Source organism: Acidisoma sp. PAMC 29798 (assembly GCF_030252425.1).
GTDB lineage: Bacteria > Pseudomonadota > Alphaproteobacteria > Acetobacterales > Acetobacteraceae > Acidisoma > Acidisoma cladoniae.
In genome coordinates, this window is the sequence record NZ_CP126994.1 from 695,826 (window position 1) to 712,355 (window position 16,530).

General features: G+C 62.6%; 16 protein-coding genes. 10 read left to right on the forward strand and 6 right to left on the reverse strand.

The window, feature by feature from the left end; genetic code table 11:
- Positions 1-70 precede the first annotated feature (70 nt).
- From QP803_RS03410 to QP803_RS03425, 4 genes are all read left to right on the forward strand, one after another.
- Positions 71-1,129, forward strand: a complete 1,059-nt coding sequence (locus QP803_RS03410; RefSeq protein WP_284946271.1) for a sugar phosphate isomerase/epimerase family protein — start codon at positions 71-73, stop codon at positions 1,127-1,129.
- Positions 1,130-1,436: 307 nt separating this feature from the next.
- Positions 1,437-1,706: an HU family DNA-binding protein gene (locus tag QP803_RS03415; RefSeq protein WP_284947815.1), complete on the forward strand. Its 270-nt coding sequence runs from the start codon at positions 1,437-1,439 to the stop codon at positions 1,704-1,706.
- Between the two features lie 170 nt (positions 1,707-1,876).
- The gene (locus QP803_RS03420; protein WP_284946272.1) at positions 1,877-2,014 is read left to right on the forward strand and encodes a hypothetical protein; all 138 of its coding nucleotides are present in this window, start codon (positions 1,877-1,879) and stop codon (positions 2,012-2,014) included.
- Between the two features lie 139 nt (positions 2,015-2,153).
- Positions 2,154-2,816, forward strand: a complete 663-nt coding sequence (locus QP803_RS03425; protein WP_284946273.1) for a glutathione S-transferase family protein — start codon at positions 2,154-2,156, stop codon at positions 2,814-2,816.
- 3 nt (positions 2,817-2,819) lie between these two features.
- Here the strand turns inward: QP803_RS03425 and QP803_RS03430 are convergent, their stop codons facing one another.
- The 5 genes from QP803_RS03430 to QP803_RS03450 form a co-directional block, all read right to left on the reverse strand.
- Complete coding sequence (locus QP803_RS03430; protein ID WP_284946274.1) at positions 2,820-4,376, reverse strand: glycosyltransferase family 39 protein; 1,557 nt, start codon at positions 4,374-4,376, stop codon at positions 2,820-2,822.
- A 93-nt stretch (positions 4,377-4,469) separates the two neighbouring features.
- Entirely contained in the window at positions 4,470-5,411 is a 942-nt protein-coding gene (locus QP803_RS03435; RefSeq protein WP_284946275.1) for an isoaspartyl peptidase/L-asparaginase family protein, read from the reverse strand.
- Entirely contained in the window at positions 5,408-6,040 is a 633-nt protein-coding gene (locus tag QP803_RS03440) for an HD domain-containing protein (protein ID WP_284946276.1), read from the reverse strand. Before QP803_RS03440 ends, QP803_RS03435 begins: the two co-directional genes overlap by 4 nt.
- Positions 6,041-6,092: 52 nt before the next feature.
- Positions 6,093-6,989, reverse strand: a complete 897-nt coding sequence (locus QP803_RS03445) for an SMP-30/gluconolactonase/LRE family protein (RefSeq protein WP_284946277.1) — start codon at positions 6,987-6,989, stop codon at positions 6,093-6,095.
- Positions 6,990-7,025: 36 nt separating this feature from the next.
- Positions 7,026-7,937, reverse strand: coding sequence for an SMP-30/gluconolactonase/LRE family protein (locus QP803_RS03450; protein ID WP_284946278.1), 912 nt, complete (start codon positions 7,935-7,937; stop codon positions 7,026-7,028).
- Between the two features lie 212 nt (positions 7,938-8,149).
- On the opposite strand from QP803_RS03450, the gene QP803_RS03455 reads away from it, so the two are divergent.
- Positions 8,150-8,941 carry an SDR family oxidoreductase gene (locus QP803_RS03455; protein ID WP_284946279.1) on the forward strand — a complete coding sequence of 264 codons (792 nt, stop codon included), beginning with the start codon at positions 8,150-8,152 and terminating at the stop codon, positions 8,939-8,941.
- Here QP803_RS03455 and QP803_RS03460 read toward each other — a convergent pair whose 3' ends face one another.
- Entirely contained in the window at positions 8,942-9,658 is a 717-nt protein-coding gene (locus QP803_RS03460; protein WP_284946280.1) for a GntR family transcriptional regulator, read from the reverse strand.
- Between the two features lie 171 nt (positions 9,659-9,829).
- Here QP803_RS03460 and QP803_RS03465 point away from each other — a divergent pair, with 171 nt between their 5' ends.
- The 5 genes from QP803_RS03465 to kce are packed head-to-tail and all read left to right on the forward strand — an operon-like array spanning position 9,830 to position 16,528.
- The gene (locus QP803_RS03465; protein WP_284946281.1) at positions 9,830-10,993 is read left to right on the forward strand and encodes a sugar ABC transporter substrate-binding protein; all 1,164 of its coding nucleotides are present in this window, start codon (positions 9,830-9,832) and stop codon (positions 10,991-10,993) included.
- A 4-nt stretch (positions 10,994-10,997) separates the two neighbouring features.
- Complete coding sequence (locus QP803_RS03470) at positions 10,998-12,542, forward strand: sugar ABC transporter ATP-binding protein (RefSeq protein ID WP_284946282.1); 1,545 nt, start codon at positions 10,998-11,000, stop codon at positions 12,540-12,542.
- A complete protein-coding gene (locus tag QP803_RS03475) occupies positions 12,542-14,617 on the forward strand; it encodes an ABC transporter permease (protein ID WP_284946283.1) in 2,076 nt (691 codons plus the stop codon). Before QP803_RS03470 ends, QP803_RS03475 begins: the two co-directional genes overlap by 1 nt.
- 21 nt (positions 14,618-14,638) lie before the next feature.
- The gene (locus QP803_RS03480) at positions 14,639-15,583 is read left to right on the forward strand and encodes a 3-hydroxyacyl-CoA dehydrogenase (RefSeq protein WP_284946284.1); all 945 of its coding nucleotides are present in this window, start codon (positions 14,639-14,641) and stop codon (positions 15,581-15,583) included.
- 12 nt (positions 15,584-15,595) lie between these two features.
- The gene (gene kce, locus QP803_RS03485; protein ID WP_284946285.1) at positions 15,596-16,528 is read left to right on the forward strand and encodes a 3,5-dioxohexanoate:acetyl-CoA acetone transferase; all 933 of its coding nucleotides are present in this window, start codon (positions 15,596-15,598) and stop codon (positions 16,526-16,528) included.
- The last annotated feature ends 2 nt before the right edge of the window (positions 16,529-16,530 follow it).

Sequence of the window (16,530 nt, forward strand, 5' to 3'; positions counted from 1 at the left end):
AGCATCATCGAACAGCTATAGCGGCGGCCGGTGTCGGCCGCCGACGCGTCTTGCGCTTAGGGAGGTCACTATGCCCGCAACAATGCAGGGCCCCGGTATTTTTCTGGCTCAATTCCTGGGCGATCAACCGCCCTTCAACGCCCTCCCTGATATTGCCGCCTGGGCCGCCGGCCTCGGCTACACGGGCGTGCAACTGCCGACCTGGGACCCGCGCCTGATTGATCTTCGCCTCGCCGCCGAGTCGAAGGATTACTGCCAAGAGATCAGCGGCATCTGCGCGGCGGCCGGTTTGGCCGTGACCGAGCTATCGACCCATCTCCAGGGCCAATTGGTCGCGGTTCATCCGGCTTATAGTGAGGTCTTCGACAGCTTCGCCCCGCCTCAGGTGCGGGGACGACCGGACGCCCGCCAGGAATGGGCGGTCGATCAACTGATGCTCGCGGCCCGCGCATCTCGCAATTTCGGCCTTGGTGCGCATGTGAGCTTTTCCGGCGCACTCGCCTGGCCGTTCTTGTACCCCTGGCCGCAGCGCCCGGCAGGGCTCATCGACACGGCTTTCGCCGAGTTGGCGCGCCGCTGGCACCCCATCCTGGACGCCTTCGAGGATGCAGGCTGCAACCTCTGCTACGAACTTCATCCCGGTGAGGATCTGCATGACGGCGTCACCTTCGAGCGTTTTCTCGACTCGGTCGGCGGCCATGCGCGATGCATGATTAACTATGATCCATCCCATTTCTTGCTGCAGCAGCTCGATTATTTGGCGTTCATTGACATCTATCATAGCCGCATCGGCGCCTTTCACGTCAAAGACGCCGAGTTCAATCCCAGCGGCCGCGCCGGCGTCTATGGCGGATTCGAATCCTGGGTGAACCGCGCTGGGCGCTTCCGGTCCTTGGGTGACGGCCAGGTGGACTTCACGGGCGTTTTCTCGAGACTCGCGCAACATGGCTATAGGGGTTGGGCGGTGCTGGAGTGGGAATGTGCTCTCAAAAGTCCCGATCAAGGTGCCGCCGAGGGCGCGCCGTTCATCGCATCGCATATTATTACGACAACCGAACGGGCCTTCGACGACTTCGCGGCGAGCGGGGTCGATCAGTCCGCGAACAACAGATTGCTGGGTTTGCAGTAAAAAGAAACGACTGCTCTCTTCGATTTTTGTCGACAAAAATGCCATACATATGAGGCTCTGATCAATTTAAGGATCGGAGCCTCTACACTGTCGACAGACAGGGCGGTTATTATTGCAGCCCAAGAATGTTCTCTCATGCCGTGATCATGGAGATCAGGGCATCGAAGCGTCCGTTCCTCCCGCTACGTGAAACGCGAAACTCTGCACTGCGTCGAAGAATATCAAGATCCAAGCTCACGAGGACTTGAATATTCTATATGTACTGAGGCAGAAGCTGTTTTTCACTAAGCAAAAGGAAAATTGGTTTATGTCAAAAGCGTTTATTGCCGCTGTCCTTCAAGACTCGGCCGAACTGACCGGCGTTGCCGCCAATCGCGCGGCGGCCGATCTGATCGCGGCCATTATTAAAGAGATCAAGACGACAGGCGGCTTTACCCTTCCGAGCTTCGGCACGTTCCGCGTTGCCAAGACGAAGGCACGCAAAGGCTTGAACCCGCGCACCGGCGAGTCGATCAAGGTGAAGGCCGGCAAGACCGTGCGCTTCAAGGCCTCGCCGACACTCAAGAAGGCGGTCTGACAACCGTCATCGGGATCAGGGTGCGGGCGCTTTCCCGCATCGGCCCGGTGTTGATACGCCGTACTCGTTTTCCTGTTATGCTGCGGTGATGCACAGCATATTTGCGCTTGTGCGGCGGTGCCACTCGGTGCCCTATCTGCAGCGCGACACATCAAAACAGGGGAACGATCATGGGCAAAGGCGACAATCAACGCAGCAACCGTGAGGCTAAAAAGCCGAAGGCCGACAAGAAGATCGAGAAAACAAGCTCGACCTTCATCAAGCCGGCCGACGCGCGCAAGCCGAGCGCCAAGCCACCCGCGAAATAGCGGGCGGTTCGTCGCCGATCATCCTGTCACGCCCGGTGTGTGAGCAGGGCGGTCGGCGCTGGTGTGGCTTTTCGGGGATTTGCGGCAGCGTCTACGCGCATTCCCGAAGGTCTGACCTTATGACCTGGAGCCACACGGCATGATCATTGTCCATCACCTCAACAACTCCCGCTCCCAGCGCGTGCTCTGGCTGCTGGAGGAGTTGGGCCTGCCGTATGAGATCAAGCGGTATCAGCGCAACCCGAAAACTATGCTGGCGCCGCCGGAATTGCTGGCGGTGCATCCCTTGGGCAAATCGCCGGTGATCACCGACGGCGGCCATACCGTGGCTGAAACCGGCGCCATCATGGAGTATATCGTCTCTCGTTACGGTGGCGGTCGCATGGGTGCGCCGACAGACGAAGAGGGTCAGCTGCGTTATACCTATTGGATGCATTTCGCCGAAGGCTCCGCCATGCCGCCTTTGGTCATGACCTTGCTGTTCGGCGAAATACCCAAGCGCGTGCCGTTTCCGCTGCGACCCTTTGCAAAGCTGATCGGTGGTGGCGTCACCAGCAGCTATCTGCGCCCGACGATCGCCAAGCAGCTCGACCTCATGGAAGCGGAGCTTGGCAAAAGCGCGTGGTTCGCGGGAGCAAACCTCACCGCCGCCGATGTCATGATGAGCTTTCCGCTGGAGGCCGCAGGTGCCCGAATCGGGCTGACGGCATACCCGAAACTCGAAGCCTGGGTCGCGACCATTCATGGCCGAGCGGCCTATCGCCGGGCGCTGGAGAAGGGCGGGGCTTACGCTTACGCCTGACGCTTAAGGCTCATTGCTTGCGACAAGCGGCGGTGTCGCGAACAGCCGCATGGTGATGAGATCACCTTCGCGAATTTCCCCGATCGCACGGCCGAGCGGTTCAATGATGCGCGCGAAACTTTTGGCGGTGGTGTGGTCGGCCTGGCCGACATTGCCATAGACGGCCCAGACCCTGCCGCCCGCGCTGATGCGCTGCGCCGCCTTGAAAACATCCGTGGTCCAGCGTCCGTCTGGCAGAGCGTCACCCTGCCGGCTGAGGAAGAAGTCCATCATCGTGATCGGACCGCGATCGGGCACCAGCATGATGTCACCCGGTTCCATCACCTGACGCAGGGTAACGGCCGCCAGATCCCAGCGCGGCTTTGTTTCCGTCTGGTAATAAGGGGCCAGATTGACGAGGGCGAGCAGCAGGACCGCGAAAGCGCCTGCGCTCCGCCAACGCGGTGGCAGAAGATTGATGCCAAGACCCACGAAAACCAGGAACGGCAAGGCGCCCCAGATCAGGTAACGCGGCATCCAGAGCGGTTTGACGATGGAAATGCCGAGGATGGTGAGCGGCGGCACGAGGGCGACGATGGCAAGTGCCAGTAGCAGCGTCCAGCGTGTCTTTTTCCCCGATGAGCGCCCGCGCAGGGTGATTGCCCCCATGGCCGCGAGCAGCAGGATCAGAATGCCGAAACCGGGGATGGCAGCGGGGAAGAGGTGGAAATTGATCAGCCGCGCGCTGCGCATGAAATAGAGCGACTTGAGGGTGGAGGTGAAGCTCTTGACCGTCACGGCCGGAACCCAGTCGGTGGCATTCGCCATCTTGCCATGTGTGGCCACCGCCATGGCCCCGAACCACGGCAGCGTCAGCAGCAGGACGATGGCTTGCGCCGTCAGCCAGCGGATGACGAAGCGGCGCCGATCGACACGGTCGTCCAGCGTGATGACGATCGCCGCGAGATTGGCCGAAATCAGCCAGAAGAAGGCGATGCTGAGGACATTGAGGGCGGCAATAGTGCCGATCGTATACAGCAGCCACGGCGCTACACCGTTGCCCTGTTTACCCCAGGGTGCGCCTGCGGCGGCGGGGTCCCGCGCCAATTGCACCAGGCCGAGCAGCCCGACCGTCATCATCAGGATGACGAACGTATAGGACCGCGCTTCCTGTCCGTATTGTACTTGGAGCGGAGACAGCGCCAGAAGCATGCCGGCGACGAGGCCGGCGCGTGCGCCACCCAGCGCCCGTCCGATCAGAAAGAGCATGGCGCAAGAGGCCGCGCCGAAGATGGCGGAGGGCATGCGCAGCACCGCCTCCGTCAAACCTAGGCGGCCGAGCGCCGAGGTGATGACGAAGTAGGACGGTAGGTGATGATGGGAGAGGGAATCGCTCACCATGCCCGAGAAAGACAGGCTCGACCGGGTGACCGTGGTCACTTCGTCGAGCCAGAAGGGCATGCTGCCGATGCCGTAGAAGCGTGCGACCAGACCGACGGCGAAGACGGCGCAGAAGAGCAGGACGGCGGTCTGCGTTTCCCGACGCCAGAACGGCACGCGATCAGGCATGGCGGCGGACATGGTCTCTCCCCAGCGGTCGCTTCTTATTGGCCGCAATTGCGGCGGCTTTGGCGCCGGTTGGTAAGCGTTCCTGCCGGTCGCGGCACCACTCTCTTAAAGCGTCTCCACCACGAAGACCTTGTCATGCGTCGCGACATGCACGACGCCCTCGGTCGTGACCCAGCCGCGATACATGCCGTCCGTATTGTAAGGCACCACGAGGCGCCCTTGGCCATCGATCGCCACGATGCCGGCGCCGATGCCGTGTCGGTGCAGATCCTCCATCACCACCTTATGCGCGGCCGTTGCCAGATCCTCGCCAAGATAGGCCATGCGGCTGGCGATTTCGTGCCCCACGACGTGGCGGATGAAGTATTCGCCGGCACCGGTGCCCGATACCGCGCAGGTTCCATCGCGCGCATAGGTGCCGGCCCCGATGATGGGTGTGTCGCCAACGCGCCCAGCAGGCTTGTTGGTATAGCCACCGGTCGAGGTCGCGGCGGCGAGATGGCCGTCGCGATCCAAGGCCACTGCGCCGACGGTGCCGTGTTTTTCGCCTTCCGTCGCCGGCGTTCCCGTGCGTTCAAGGTGTTTCATGCGAACCAGCGCCTGGCGCTGACGGTCCGTAACGAAGAAAGATGGCGCCACAACCTCCAGCCCATGGGCCTCGGCATAAGCATCGGCGGCCGGGCCTGTCAGCATCACCGTGCCCTTGCCCTCCATCAAAGCGCGCGCGAGTTTCACGGGATTGCGGGCGCGCGAGACGGCGCTGACGGCACCCGCGCCGAGACTTGCACCATCCATGATGGAGGCGTCGAGCGCCGCTACGCCGTCTATATTGAGGGCCGCGCCGTAGCCGGCGTTGAAATGAGGCGACTCCTCCATCACCACGACGGCGGCTTCCACAGCCGCCACGGCGCTGCCACCAGTCTGGAGCACCCGCCAGCCGGCGCGCAAAGCCTCAATCAGGTCCGCCCGCGCCGCTGCCCACTGCGCGTCACTGAGTTCGGTGCGGGCCATGACACCGCAACCGCCGTGAATACCAAGGGCGATCATGCAGCGACCTCAGGCATCGGTTTCAGCCAACCCATGGCGACGGCGTCGGCGAAAACGGTTTCGGCGGCGGCCCAGAGCACGGCGGAGCCATGCGCGATTTGGCTGGTGCGCGCGCGGGCGCGGCCCTCATCGACATCATAATCGGTCCAGGTACCGCCACCGACGACGTGATTGAGCAAGATAGGCTGAAGGCGATCGCAGGCCTTAGCGAAGCGAGCGTCATTGCTGTCGGCGCTCTCGAACTCATCCCAAATGGCGCGGAACGCAGCGCCTTGCGCAGGTGGCAGCATACCAAACAGCGTATCCGCACCCGCCTGCTCCCGTTCGGCTTGGCCGATGGCGGCTTGGGGATCATGCAACGGCGCATCCCCGGCCTCGATCTCTACAAGGTCGTGCAGAATCAGCATCTGCACGACGCGCCAGACATCCACCGGCGCCAGTGCATGCTCGGACAAGACCATCGCGAACAGGGCGAGATGCCAGGAATGTTCGGCGGTATTCTCCCGCCGGGAATCATCGGCGATGCGATTGGCACGGATCACGGTTTTGAGCCGGTCCGCTTCGATCAGGAAGCGGAACTGTGCCGCGAGAGGCCCATCCGTTTTTGTCAGCCAAGCGGTCGATTTCATCCGGCCCTCCGTGAAGAAGGCCGCAGTCTACGCGATCGCTCGACAATGTCGCCTAGCCGGCGATGACGCCGCGATCAATGCCGCCCGGGAAAAGCGGCATGCCACCGACGTCGTCGAGATCGACCTGCCACAGCACGCCCGCCATGTCAGGCTCCGCCGACAGGCCCAAATGGCCGCCGTCGGTGACATAGAGCGTGTTGCCGACGAAGACGCAGTTGGTCGGGACACGTCCGACGGACAGCAGGTGCTTATAGCCACCGTCCGGCGACACGATATCGATGCCCTCGGCGATCAGGGCCGTGATGTAGAGATCGCCATTGGCCGCGACTTTCAGCCCATCCGGCTTGCCCTTTTCGGGAAGAATGCAAAGCTGCGCGATGCGGCCATCCGTGCCACGACGATTGACGGCGCCGGTATAGCTTTCGACCCAGACGATGCTGCCATCGGCCTCGACCACAATGCCGTTGGCATAGACCGGCTCCAGCTCTTCCAGCAGGCGACCGGTGCCATTGGGGTTCATGGCGAATAGGCGTGACCGATCCGGCCGATTGACGGGATCGAAGGGGCCGCCGGGATCAGTGAAATACAGCACACCATCCGGCCCGAAGGCGAGGTCGTTCGGTGCGCGAAGCCTGTGCCCGTCGATTTCTGTTGCCAGGATCTCGACCTTTCCCTCCGGCGTGATGCGCTGGATGCAAGGGGGGCGCTGATCCTTCGCGCGCCACGGACCGATGACCCCGCCATTCTGGGTGACATAGCAACAGCCGTCAGTGGCCGCGAGCACGGCGTTCGGGCCGCCGCCGACATAGGCGAATTGCGACACGCCGCGCCCTTCCTCATAGACCGAGACCTGACTGCGATAGGTTTCGACGAAGATGAGGCAGCCATCGGCGAGCGGCGAGGGGCCTTCGGGCCAACCGAGCCCATCGGCAAGTTTGGTGACTTTCATGAGGACGTCTCTCCCTTTCTTGGGATGTTCGTGTGGTCAGCCGGCGAAGCGTGGCTCGGGCAAACCCTTCACGCCGAGGCCATGCACGGCATAGACGCCGCCGGCATGCGTCTCGCGCTGCGGCACGCCTTTGATCGGACGGCCCATGCTGGTGACATAGAGAATGTCGAGGTTGGGTCCGCCGAACATGACGCTGGTCAGATTGCGCAACGGGAAGGGGATCATGCGGTCGATGCTGCCATCGGGCGCATAGCGGATGAGGCGTCCACCGAAGACATGCGCATTCCAGATATAGCCCTCGGCATCCACCGTGGAGCCATCGAAAGTTCCGGGATAGTCATAGGTATTCGTGAAGACCCGCCGATTGGAGACACCACCGGTTTCGATATCATAATCATAGGCGTACATGATGTTGTCATAGGAATCGGCGAAGTAGAAGGTCTTGTTGTCCGGACTCCAGCACGGGCCGTTGGAGCATTTGATGCCGCTGTCGAGCCGTGTGATGGTGAGATCGGGGTCGAGGCTGTAGAGCGCCGCATTGCGCACCGGGCGCTGGCCGCGATTGGCATCCTGTCGATCATGATCGTAGGACATATAGCCCGCGACAAACCGGCCCCGCCGATCGACCTTGCCGTCGTTCAAACGATTCTCGGGCTCGTCGGCTTCCGGATCGCCGATATGGGTCAGTCGCTGCGTCTTGAAGTCATAGAGGCTGAAGCCATTGGCGAGGGCAAGAATGGCGCCGCCTTTCTCCCGCAATGCCATGGACCCGATATGCGACGGAACGTAATAAAGCTGCACATCCGCCCCATCGGCGGTGCAACTCCAGATTTCAGCCGCCGAGCTATCGATCCAATAAAGGCGCTGTTCTTCCACGTCCCAAAGCGGCCCTTCGCCGAGATGGTTGTGGCTGTCCACCAGAAGGCGGATATCGACCATGACCGTCATCCCCATTGTCTTTTTATGGCGCATTCGCCCATGAGCCCAGGCTTGCGGGAACGATACGCGGGTGGCCGCGCAATTCAAGCCCTGTGATCACAGATCGCTTATCCGTGGCATTGACGGTCGTCGCTCAGGCGTGTCAGCTTAGGCAGCAGTCCGGCGGAGATCGGACAAGCGGATGCTGCGCAGCGGCACCGACGGGAATGAGGAGCGTCACCATGGATCTCGGTTTATCAGGCAAGCGTGTCGTTATCAGTGCGGGCGCCGGCGGCATCGGCCGCGTGACCGCCGAGCGGTTCCTGGCCGAGGGCGCCCGCGTCTTCGTCTGTGACGTCGATCGCGCTGCACTCAGCGCGCTGGAGGGGGTTCACCCCGATCTGAAGGCGATGGAGGCGGATGTGTCCGATTCCGCGCAGGTCAGCGCCTTCTATGATCAGGTCGAGACGGCCTTTGGCGGCGTGGATATCCTCATCAACAATGCCGGCGTCTCGGGCCCCACCAAGATGGTGGATGCGGTGACCGATGCGGAATGGGCGCAGACCATCGGCGTCAACGTCAACGGCTTGTTCTATATGGCGCGGCGGGCGGCGACGTTGATGAAGGCGCAGAACTTCGGCGTTATCCTCAATATGTCGTCCACGGCCGGCCGTTTGGGCATGCCGCTGCGCTCGCCCTATTCCACCAGCAAATATGCGGTGCGGGGTCTCACGGATTCCTTGGCCGTGGAACTCGGCCAATACAATATTCGCGTCAACGCCATCATGCCCGGCCTGGTCAATGGTCCGCGCGGCCAGCGGGTGATGGAAGAACAGGCGCGTGCGCGGGGGCTGACCTACGAGGCGTATATCCCAACGGTGCTGCATAACATCTCCATGCATAGCATGGTGGAGATGGTGGAGATCGCGGATATGGCGGTGTTCCTGGCTTCCGATCGTGCGCCGCATGTGTCCGGCCAGTCGGTCGGGGTTTGCGGTAATTTCGAGAGTTACCGCTCACCACCTGAGGTTTGATCACGCCGCCATCGCGACGGTCCGCCGTCGCTTCTTCGCGGGCGGGGTGAGGAGCTTCATCGCCGAACTCGCCATCTGCTCAATATCGGCGATGAGGGCGCGCGCCGCAGCATTGGCGTCGCGACGCGCCATGGCACGGATCAATCGGTCATGCGAGACGGCGCCTCGGCGAAACAGATCCCGCGCCTCCGGCGACCCGCGCAGAACCGTAGACAGATATGGGCCGCTGCGCAGCCACAGCATGTCGATGAATTCGAGAAGTTGCGGTGAGGCGGCAGCCGTGTAGATGGCGAAATGGAATTCCTGGTTCGCCCGGAGGATCTCGTCATTCGACTCGCCGGCGCGCACTGCATCCTGCATTTGCGCATTGAGTGCTGTCAGGCGCGCGACGAAAGCGGCGTTGGATGCGCCGGCCGCCAAACGGGCCGCCATGCCTTCCAGCGCCACGCGCACACGGGTGAGTTCAGCGAGGCGATCGAGCGTCATTGGCACGACTTGAAATGAGCGGTTCGGCACCTGCACCAGCGCGCCTTCGACGATCAGGCGCCGCAGTGCCTCCCGCACCGGCATTTCGCTGGTGCCGACGGCACGGGCGAGGGCGCGGACCGTCATCGACTGGCCAGAGACCAGCCGGCCTTGCTGCAAAGCGCTGCGAAGTTCGCGGTAGACGCGTTCCTGCACCGTCGTGACGTCGATCGCGGTGACTTTCGGGATCAACCCTTCTGCTCCTGCAAGCAAATCCACTGTGTCATCCGTGATCACAGATCGAACATCGTTGACGACATCCTCCATGTATGATGTGGTATGGGCAATAGCAAATTCGTGCGGCGTCCAAGCGCTCCACGAAAACGCCAACAACAACCCGAAAAATCGGGAGAGGGGGAAACCATGGTCCAATGCAAGGTCCGAAACCGCAAAAGCCTGCACAAGACGATCCTTCGTGCCTTATTGCCGGCCGCAATCGGTTTCGGTGCGCTCGCGACCGTGGCAACGCCGAGCCCGGCGGCCGCGAAGAAGTTCAAGATTTTCTTGAGCATGAGCTATATCGGCAATGACTGGCAGGCGGAGGCCGAGAACGAGATTCGCGCCCTTGCCGCGTCATCCTCCATGAAGGACAAGGTCGATCTGCGCATTCAGGTCGCCGGGCCGAATGCCCAGCGCCAAATCCAGCAGATCAACAGCATGGTGCAAGCCGGCGCCGACGCCATTCTGGTCTATCCGATTTCGCCGACGGCGCTGAATGCGGTGGTCAAGGAAGCCTGTTCGCGCCATGTCATCGTGGCGGCTTACGACTCCGTCATCTCCGAGCCCTGCGCTTACAACTTCCATATCGACCAGCGTCTGTGGGGCCAGAACCAAGCCAATTGGCTGGTCAAGGAACTGAACGGCAAGGGCAATATCGTCATCATCAGCGGCGTGCCCGGAACCTCCGTCGATCTTCTGCGCAAGCAGGGTGAGCAAGATGTGCTCAAGAACTATCCCAATATCCATGTCGTCGCCCAGGCCAATGGCATGTGGAGTCAGGCCGTGGCCCGCACCGAACTTTCCAAGATCATCGCGACGCATCCCTGGACCGGGATTGACGGCGTCATGATGCAGGCGGGTTGCTATACGGCGAATTCAATGCAGATCGAGGCTGGCATTGCGGTGGATAAAGTTCGTCCCTGCGGTGGTGAAGCCTCCAATGGCGGCCGCATTCAAATGTTGCCGGTCGGTACCAAGGTCGATGGTGCCAATGGCACCTATCGTCCCATGGGCGCGCGTCGTACATCCTCCGGCTCACAGAACTTCTCAGGCGCTCTGGCGCTCAAGGGTGTCGTCGCGAAGCTGGAAGGCGGAACCATTCCGCAACTCACCGTCATTCCGCAAGCGCTTGTGACCAACGATAATATCAAACTCTGCCAGACCGGAAGCTGGGCGGAGATGAAGGCGGGTTGCAACGTCTTCCAGCCCTCGCTCATCTCCAATCCCGGTTGGTTCGCCTCGATCTATTCGCCGGACGTGCCGGAAGTGGGCGTGCAGGGCGCCTTGACCGGCAAGCCCGAGCAGTAAATCCATGACGGCTGAGATTGCCATCGCTGTCGAGAGCGTGCGGAAAGCCTATGGTGCGACCGTCGCGCTCGACGGCATGTCTTTCTCGGTGCAGGCTGGGACTGTGCATGCGCTGCTCGGTGAGAACGGCGCCGGCAAGTCCACCACCGTCAAGATGCTCAGCGGTTTGGTGCAGCCAGATGCCGGCAGCTTGCGGGTCTTTGGCGAGGCCTGCAAGCTGCGCTCGCCGCGTCAGGCGCAGGCCCTGGGCATCCAGACCGCTTTTCAGGAAATGACGCAGATCCGCGACCTCACGGTCGCGGAGAATATGCTGCTGCTGTATGAGCCGGTGTCCGTCCTCGGGCAGTTACGCAAACGCGAAGGGCTGCGGCTGGTCGAGGCGCATCTTGCCGCGATGGGGTTGGGGGAGATCGATCCGCGCCGGGGGATGACGGAGCTGGCGTTATCCGCGCGCCAGAAGGTGGAGATCGCGCGCGCCGTTTTCCGCAAGCCGCGTATCCTGCTTTTGGATGAGCCGACATCCACACTGTCCGGCCGCGACATCGATTGGCTCGGCCATGTCATCGACGGCCTGAAGGCGCAGGGCATTACGATCATCTTCATCTCCCACCGCATGCCGGAAGTGCGGTTGTTCTGCGAAAACCTCACGGTGCTGCGCAATGGCCGCGATGTGGGCAGTGGGCGTGTGGCGGAGGTGCGTGACGACGACCTCATTCAGATGATCATTGGCCGCTCCCTGGACGCGACCTTTCCGCCGCGCATCTCGACCCTCGTGCCGGAGGCGATTCCCGCGCTGGCGGTCAAGGGTCTGCATGTCGGGAACAGGGTGCGAGACGTGTCCTTTGCGCTGGCACCCGGTGAAGTCCTGGGCATTGCCGGTCTTCAGGGCATGGGGCAGTTGGATGTGTTTCTCGCCTGTTTCGGGGCGGCGCAACCTTCGGCGGGCGGGATCGAGGTTGCCGGCAAACCAGTGATGCTGTCCTCGCCCGAGGATGCCGTTCGCGCGCGGATTGGCATCAGCATGGTGCCGGAGGATCGCAAGACCGAAGCGCTGCTGCTGAAGCTTGACGGTCAGAGCAATGTCGCACTGCCGACCCTGGATCGGCGTGCGCGGTTCGGCTTCATCGACAAGACGGCGGAGGCGGCCGAGGTCGCCCGGGTGCTGGACGTGGTCCAGGTGCAGGAGCGGGCGCTTTATACGCGCGTCTCGGCCTTCAGCGGCGGCAATCAGCAGAAGATCGCCATCGCGAAATGGCTGCTCGCGGAAAGCCGCGTCATGTTGATGTACGACCCCACACGCGGCGTCGATGTCGGGACCAAGCATGAAATCTACGTCTTGATCAGGGACTTCGCCAAGGCTGGCGGCGCCGTGCTGTTCTGTTCCAGTGAAATTCCCGAATTGGTCAATCTCTGCGACCGTGTCCTCGTGATGTATGCCGGGCAGGTCGTCTGCGAATTGCGCGGCGATGGGATCGACGAGGAAAGCATCATGCGCCCGGCCCTGGGCGGCGCCGACGCGCCGGCGCGGGTTTTGGAGGCGGTGGCCTGATGTCGTCGTTTGCCTCGCCCATGGTGACGCCGCGCCGCGCGTCCGGCGCTGCGCTTTTTCTGCGCCACAATCGTGGCGTGCTCATCATCGCCGCGGTCTTCATCGTTCTGTTTCTGATCTCCATCGGTTTTAGCGGGGGCGCCTTCGGCTATTTCGAGGCGAGCTTCATGTCGAGCGGTGGCGCCACGCTGGCGCTCGCGGCCATGGGGCAGGCGCTGATCATCCTTGTCGGCGGCTTCGATCTTTCGGTCGGCGCCGTTGTGTCACTGGTCAATGTCGTGCTCGCCACGCAAATGGGCACGAGTCTCGGATCGGAGATCGGCGTCGGCGTTCTTGGTATCGCCGTGGGCGGCGCGGTCGGCGCCTTCAACGGTTTCTTCGTGGCCTTCCTCGGCCTCCAGCCGATTGTGGTGACGCTGTCGACAATGTTCCTGGTGCGCGGCATCACCGTGTTGGTGCTGGATTCGCCGGGTGGATCAATCGCGGACGGGTTCAAGAATTTCTTCACCGGCGCGGCCATCCCGAACATGCTGCCGGCTTCTCTGCTCGTCATCGTAGCGGCGGTGATCGTGTGGCTGCTGCTCAAGGCCACCCGCTTCGGCGTGTCGATCTATGCCATCGGCAGTGACGAGGAGTCGGCGCGATCCGCCGGCATTCCGGTACGCCGCACCAAATTCATCACCTATGTCATCGGCGGCATGTTCTATGGCGCGGCCGGGGTGTTCATCAGTGCGCAGACGGGCGCGGGTGATCCTTTGATCGGCGATCCGCTGCTGCTCGAAACCTTTGCGGCCGTGGTGCTGGGCGGCACGGTTCTGGGCGGCGGGCGCGGCGGGCTGATCGGTGCCATCTTCGGCGCTTATACGCTGATGCTGATGGTCAATATCCTGTTGGCCCTGAATGTCTCAGCCTATTACAGCTCTGTTGCCGAAGGCGTGGTGCTGATCCTTGCCGTGCTGGTCGCGGCTTTGCACAAGGATGCGCCGGTAGCGCAGATCGCCCAGCAGATGCGGCGTCGCCTGCGGGCCTGGCGTGCTGGGCTGCTGCCGTCCCAGATTCGCTGGGCGGACGCGACGCATCATGTTGGCAGGCTCGGGTCCGCCGTCGCCTTGCGCACGCCGCGTGTCACCTGGATGCAGCGCCACCGCGAGCGGCTCCGTTTCGCGCTGCCGGCCTATCTCTGCGTCGCGGGCGTGCTGATCGCCACCGCCCTGGTGCGGCCGGATACGATCGACCATTGGTCCTATTACAATTCGCTGATCGTTCTGAGTTCCTTCCTCATCGTGCTGGCTCTCGGCCAAGGCACGGTGATCCTGACCGGCGGTCTCGATCTGTCCGTGCCTTGGGTGATCGGCTTCTGCGGCATTCTGGCGGCGGGGATGATCCATGGCTCGAACGCAGCCTCGGTCTGGGTCGTACCGATGGTGCTCGTGCTCGGCGCCCTCATTGGCATGGTCAATGGCCTCGGCATCGTCGTGCTCGGCCTGCCCCCCATCGTCATCACCCTCGCCATGAACGGTATTCTGCAAGGCGCCGCTCTGGTCTTCAGCAATGGCACGCCGGATGGATTCTCCTCACCCGGTCTGCATTGGTTCATGACCGGCCATATCGCGGGAATCGCGCCCGTGGTGGTGTTCATTGCGCTGTTCGTGATCGGGTCGGTGGTACTGCTCGGCGGCACGGTCTTTGGACGACGCGTCTATGCCGTGGGTAATAGCGCCCTCGTGGCCAAACTTTCGGGCGTCAATGTGCCGAGGACCCTCGTCTTGGTCTATGGGTTGAGTGGTTTTTGCGCGGCCCTAGTGGGTGTCATGCTCACCGGTTTCAGCGGCCAGGCGAGCCTCGGCATGGGCGATGACTATCTGCTGCCCTCCATCGCCGTCGTCGTGGTCGGCGGCACGCTCATCACCGGCGGTCGCGGCCATTACCTCGGCATGCTCGGCGGCGCCTTGCTGCTGACCGCCTTGCAGACGCTGCTGGACGGCACCAACCTGCCGCATGCCGTACGCGACATCATCTTTGGCCTGGTCGTGTTGGGCGCCGTGCTGGCGCTGCGGGAGCGGTCGTCGCGGTGACTTTCAGAGGGAGACAGGCGCATGGCTGACAAAGTCGCCGTCATCGGCAGCGGGTTGATCGGGCGCGCCTGGTCGATCAGTTTCGCTCGCGCGGGCTATGAGGTCGCCTTGCATGATGCCGTGCCGGGCGCGGCGGAGGCCGCCATCGGTTTCGTCGATTCGGTGCTGGAGGATCTGGACCGCAACGGGTTGCTGTCGGGGCATACGCCGGCGGCGGTGCGCGGTCGCATTACACCTGCGGCGTCCCTGGCTGCGGCGCTGGATGGCGCTGTGCATGTTCAGGAAAACACGCCCGAAAAGCTTGACGTCAAAATCGGCGTGTTCCGCGAACTCGATGCCCTCGCGGCGCCGGACACGGTGCTTGCCAGCTCAACCTCTGCATTGTTGCCCTCGGCGTTTACCGAAAGCCTGCCCGGTCGCCATCGCTGCCTGGTGATCCATCCCATTAACCCGCCCTATCTGATCCCGGCGGTGGAGGTTGTGCCCGCACCGTGGACGGCGCCCGAGGTGCTGGAGCGCGCGGGGCGCTTCATGCGCGCCGTCGGCCATGCGCCGATCATGATGAAGCGCGAAATCGATGGCTTCGTCATGAACCGCCTGCAAGGCGCGCTGTTGCAGGAGGCGTTTCGACTGGTCGCCGATGGCTATGCGGGGGTCGAGGATGTTGATATCGGCATTCGCGATGGGCTTGGTCTGCGCTGGGCTTTTATGGGGCCGTTCGAGACCATCGATCTAAATGCGCCGGGCGGCATCGCCGACTATATCGCCCGCTATCAGGGCATGTATCAGACCATGTGGCCGAGCCAGCAGCATATGGCCGACTGGGCGGGGATCAGCCCGACGGCCGAGGCGGAGCGGCAGGCGATACTGCCGCGAGACGGGCTTGCGGATCATGCCCGCTGGCGCGACCGCCGGTTGATGGCGCTGCTCGCGCATAAGCGCGACGCGGCCAAAGAGATCGATTGAAGGACAAAGTTCATGGCCAAAGCCCGAAAAGTCATCATCACCTGCGCCGTCACGGGCGCGATCCATACCCCGTCGATGTCCCCCTATCTGCCGGTGACGGCGGATGAGATCGTCGATGCGGCCCTGGGTGCGGCGGAAGCGGGTGCGGCCGTTTTGCATCTTCACGCCCGCGACCCCGAGACCGGGCGACCCGACCAGCGGCCGGAGGCCTTCGCCCCCTTCCTGTCGCGCATCAAGCAATCCACCAATGCCGTGCTGAACCTCACCAGTGGCGGCAGCCCCTTCATGGGCATCGAGGAGCGCATCCGCCCTTCGACGACCTTCAAGCCGGAAGTCGCATCGCTGAATATGGGATCGATGAATTTCGGCCTGTTTCCGATGCTCGATCGCTTCACGGAGTTCAAGCATCCCTGGGAGCGTGAGTTCCTGGAAAACAGCCGCGACCTGATCTTCCGCAATACGTTCAAGGACATCGAATTCGCCCTCAAGGCGATGGGCGGCAATGGCACGAGATTCGAGTTCGAGTGTTATGACGTCAGCCATCTCTACAATCTGGCGCATTTCCTCGACCGCAAGTTGGTGACGCCGCCGCTCTTCGTGCAGACCGTCTTCGGCATTCTCGGCGGTATCGGTCCGCACCCGGAAGATGTGATGCATATGCGTCGCACAGCGGATCGGCTGTTTGGCGATGCCTATCAATGGTCGGTGCTTGGGGCTGGGCGCAACCAGATGCCGATCGCGGCGATGGCGGCGGCCATGGGGGCGCATGTGCGCGTGGGTCTGGAAGACAGCCTGTGGATCGGGCCGGGCAAATTCGCCGAGAGCAATGCCCAGCAGGTGCGCAACGTGCGCCAGATCATCGAAGGCCTCGGGCTTGAACTGGCAACCCCGGAGGAGGCGCGCGCCCTGTTGGCGCTCAAGGGCGGCGATCAGGTCGGCTTCTGATC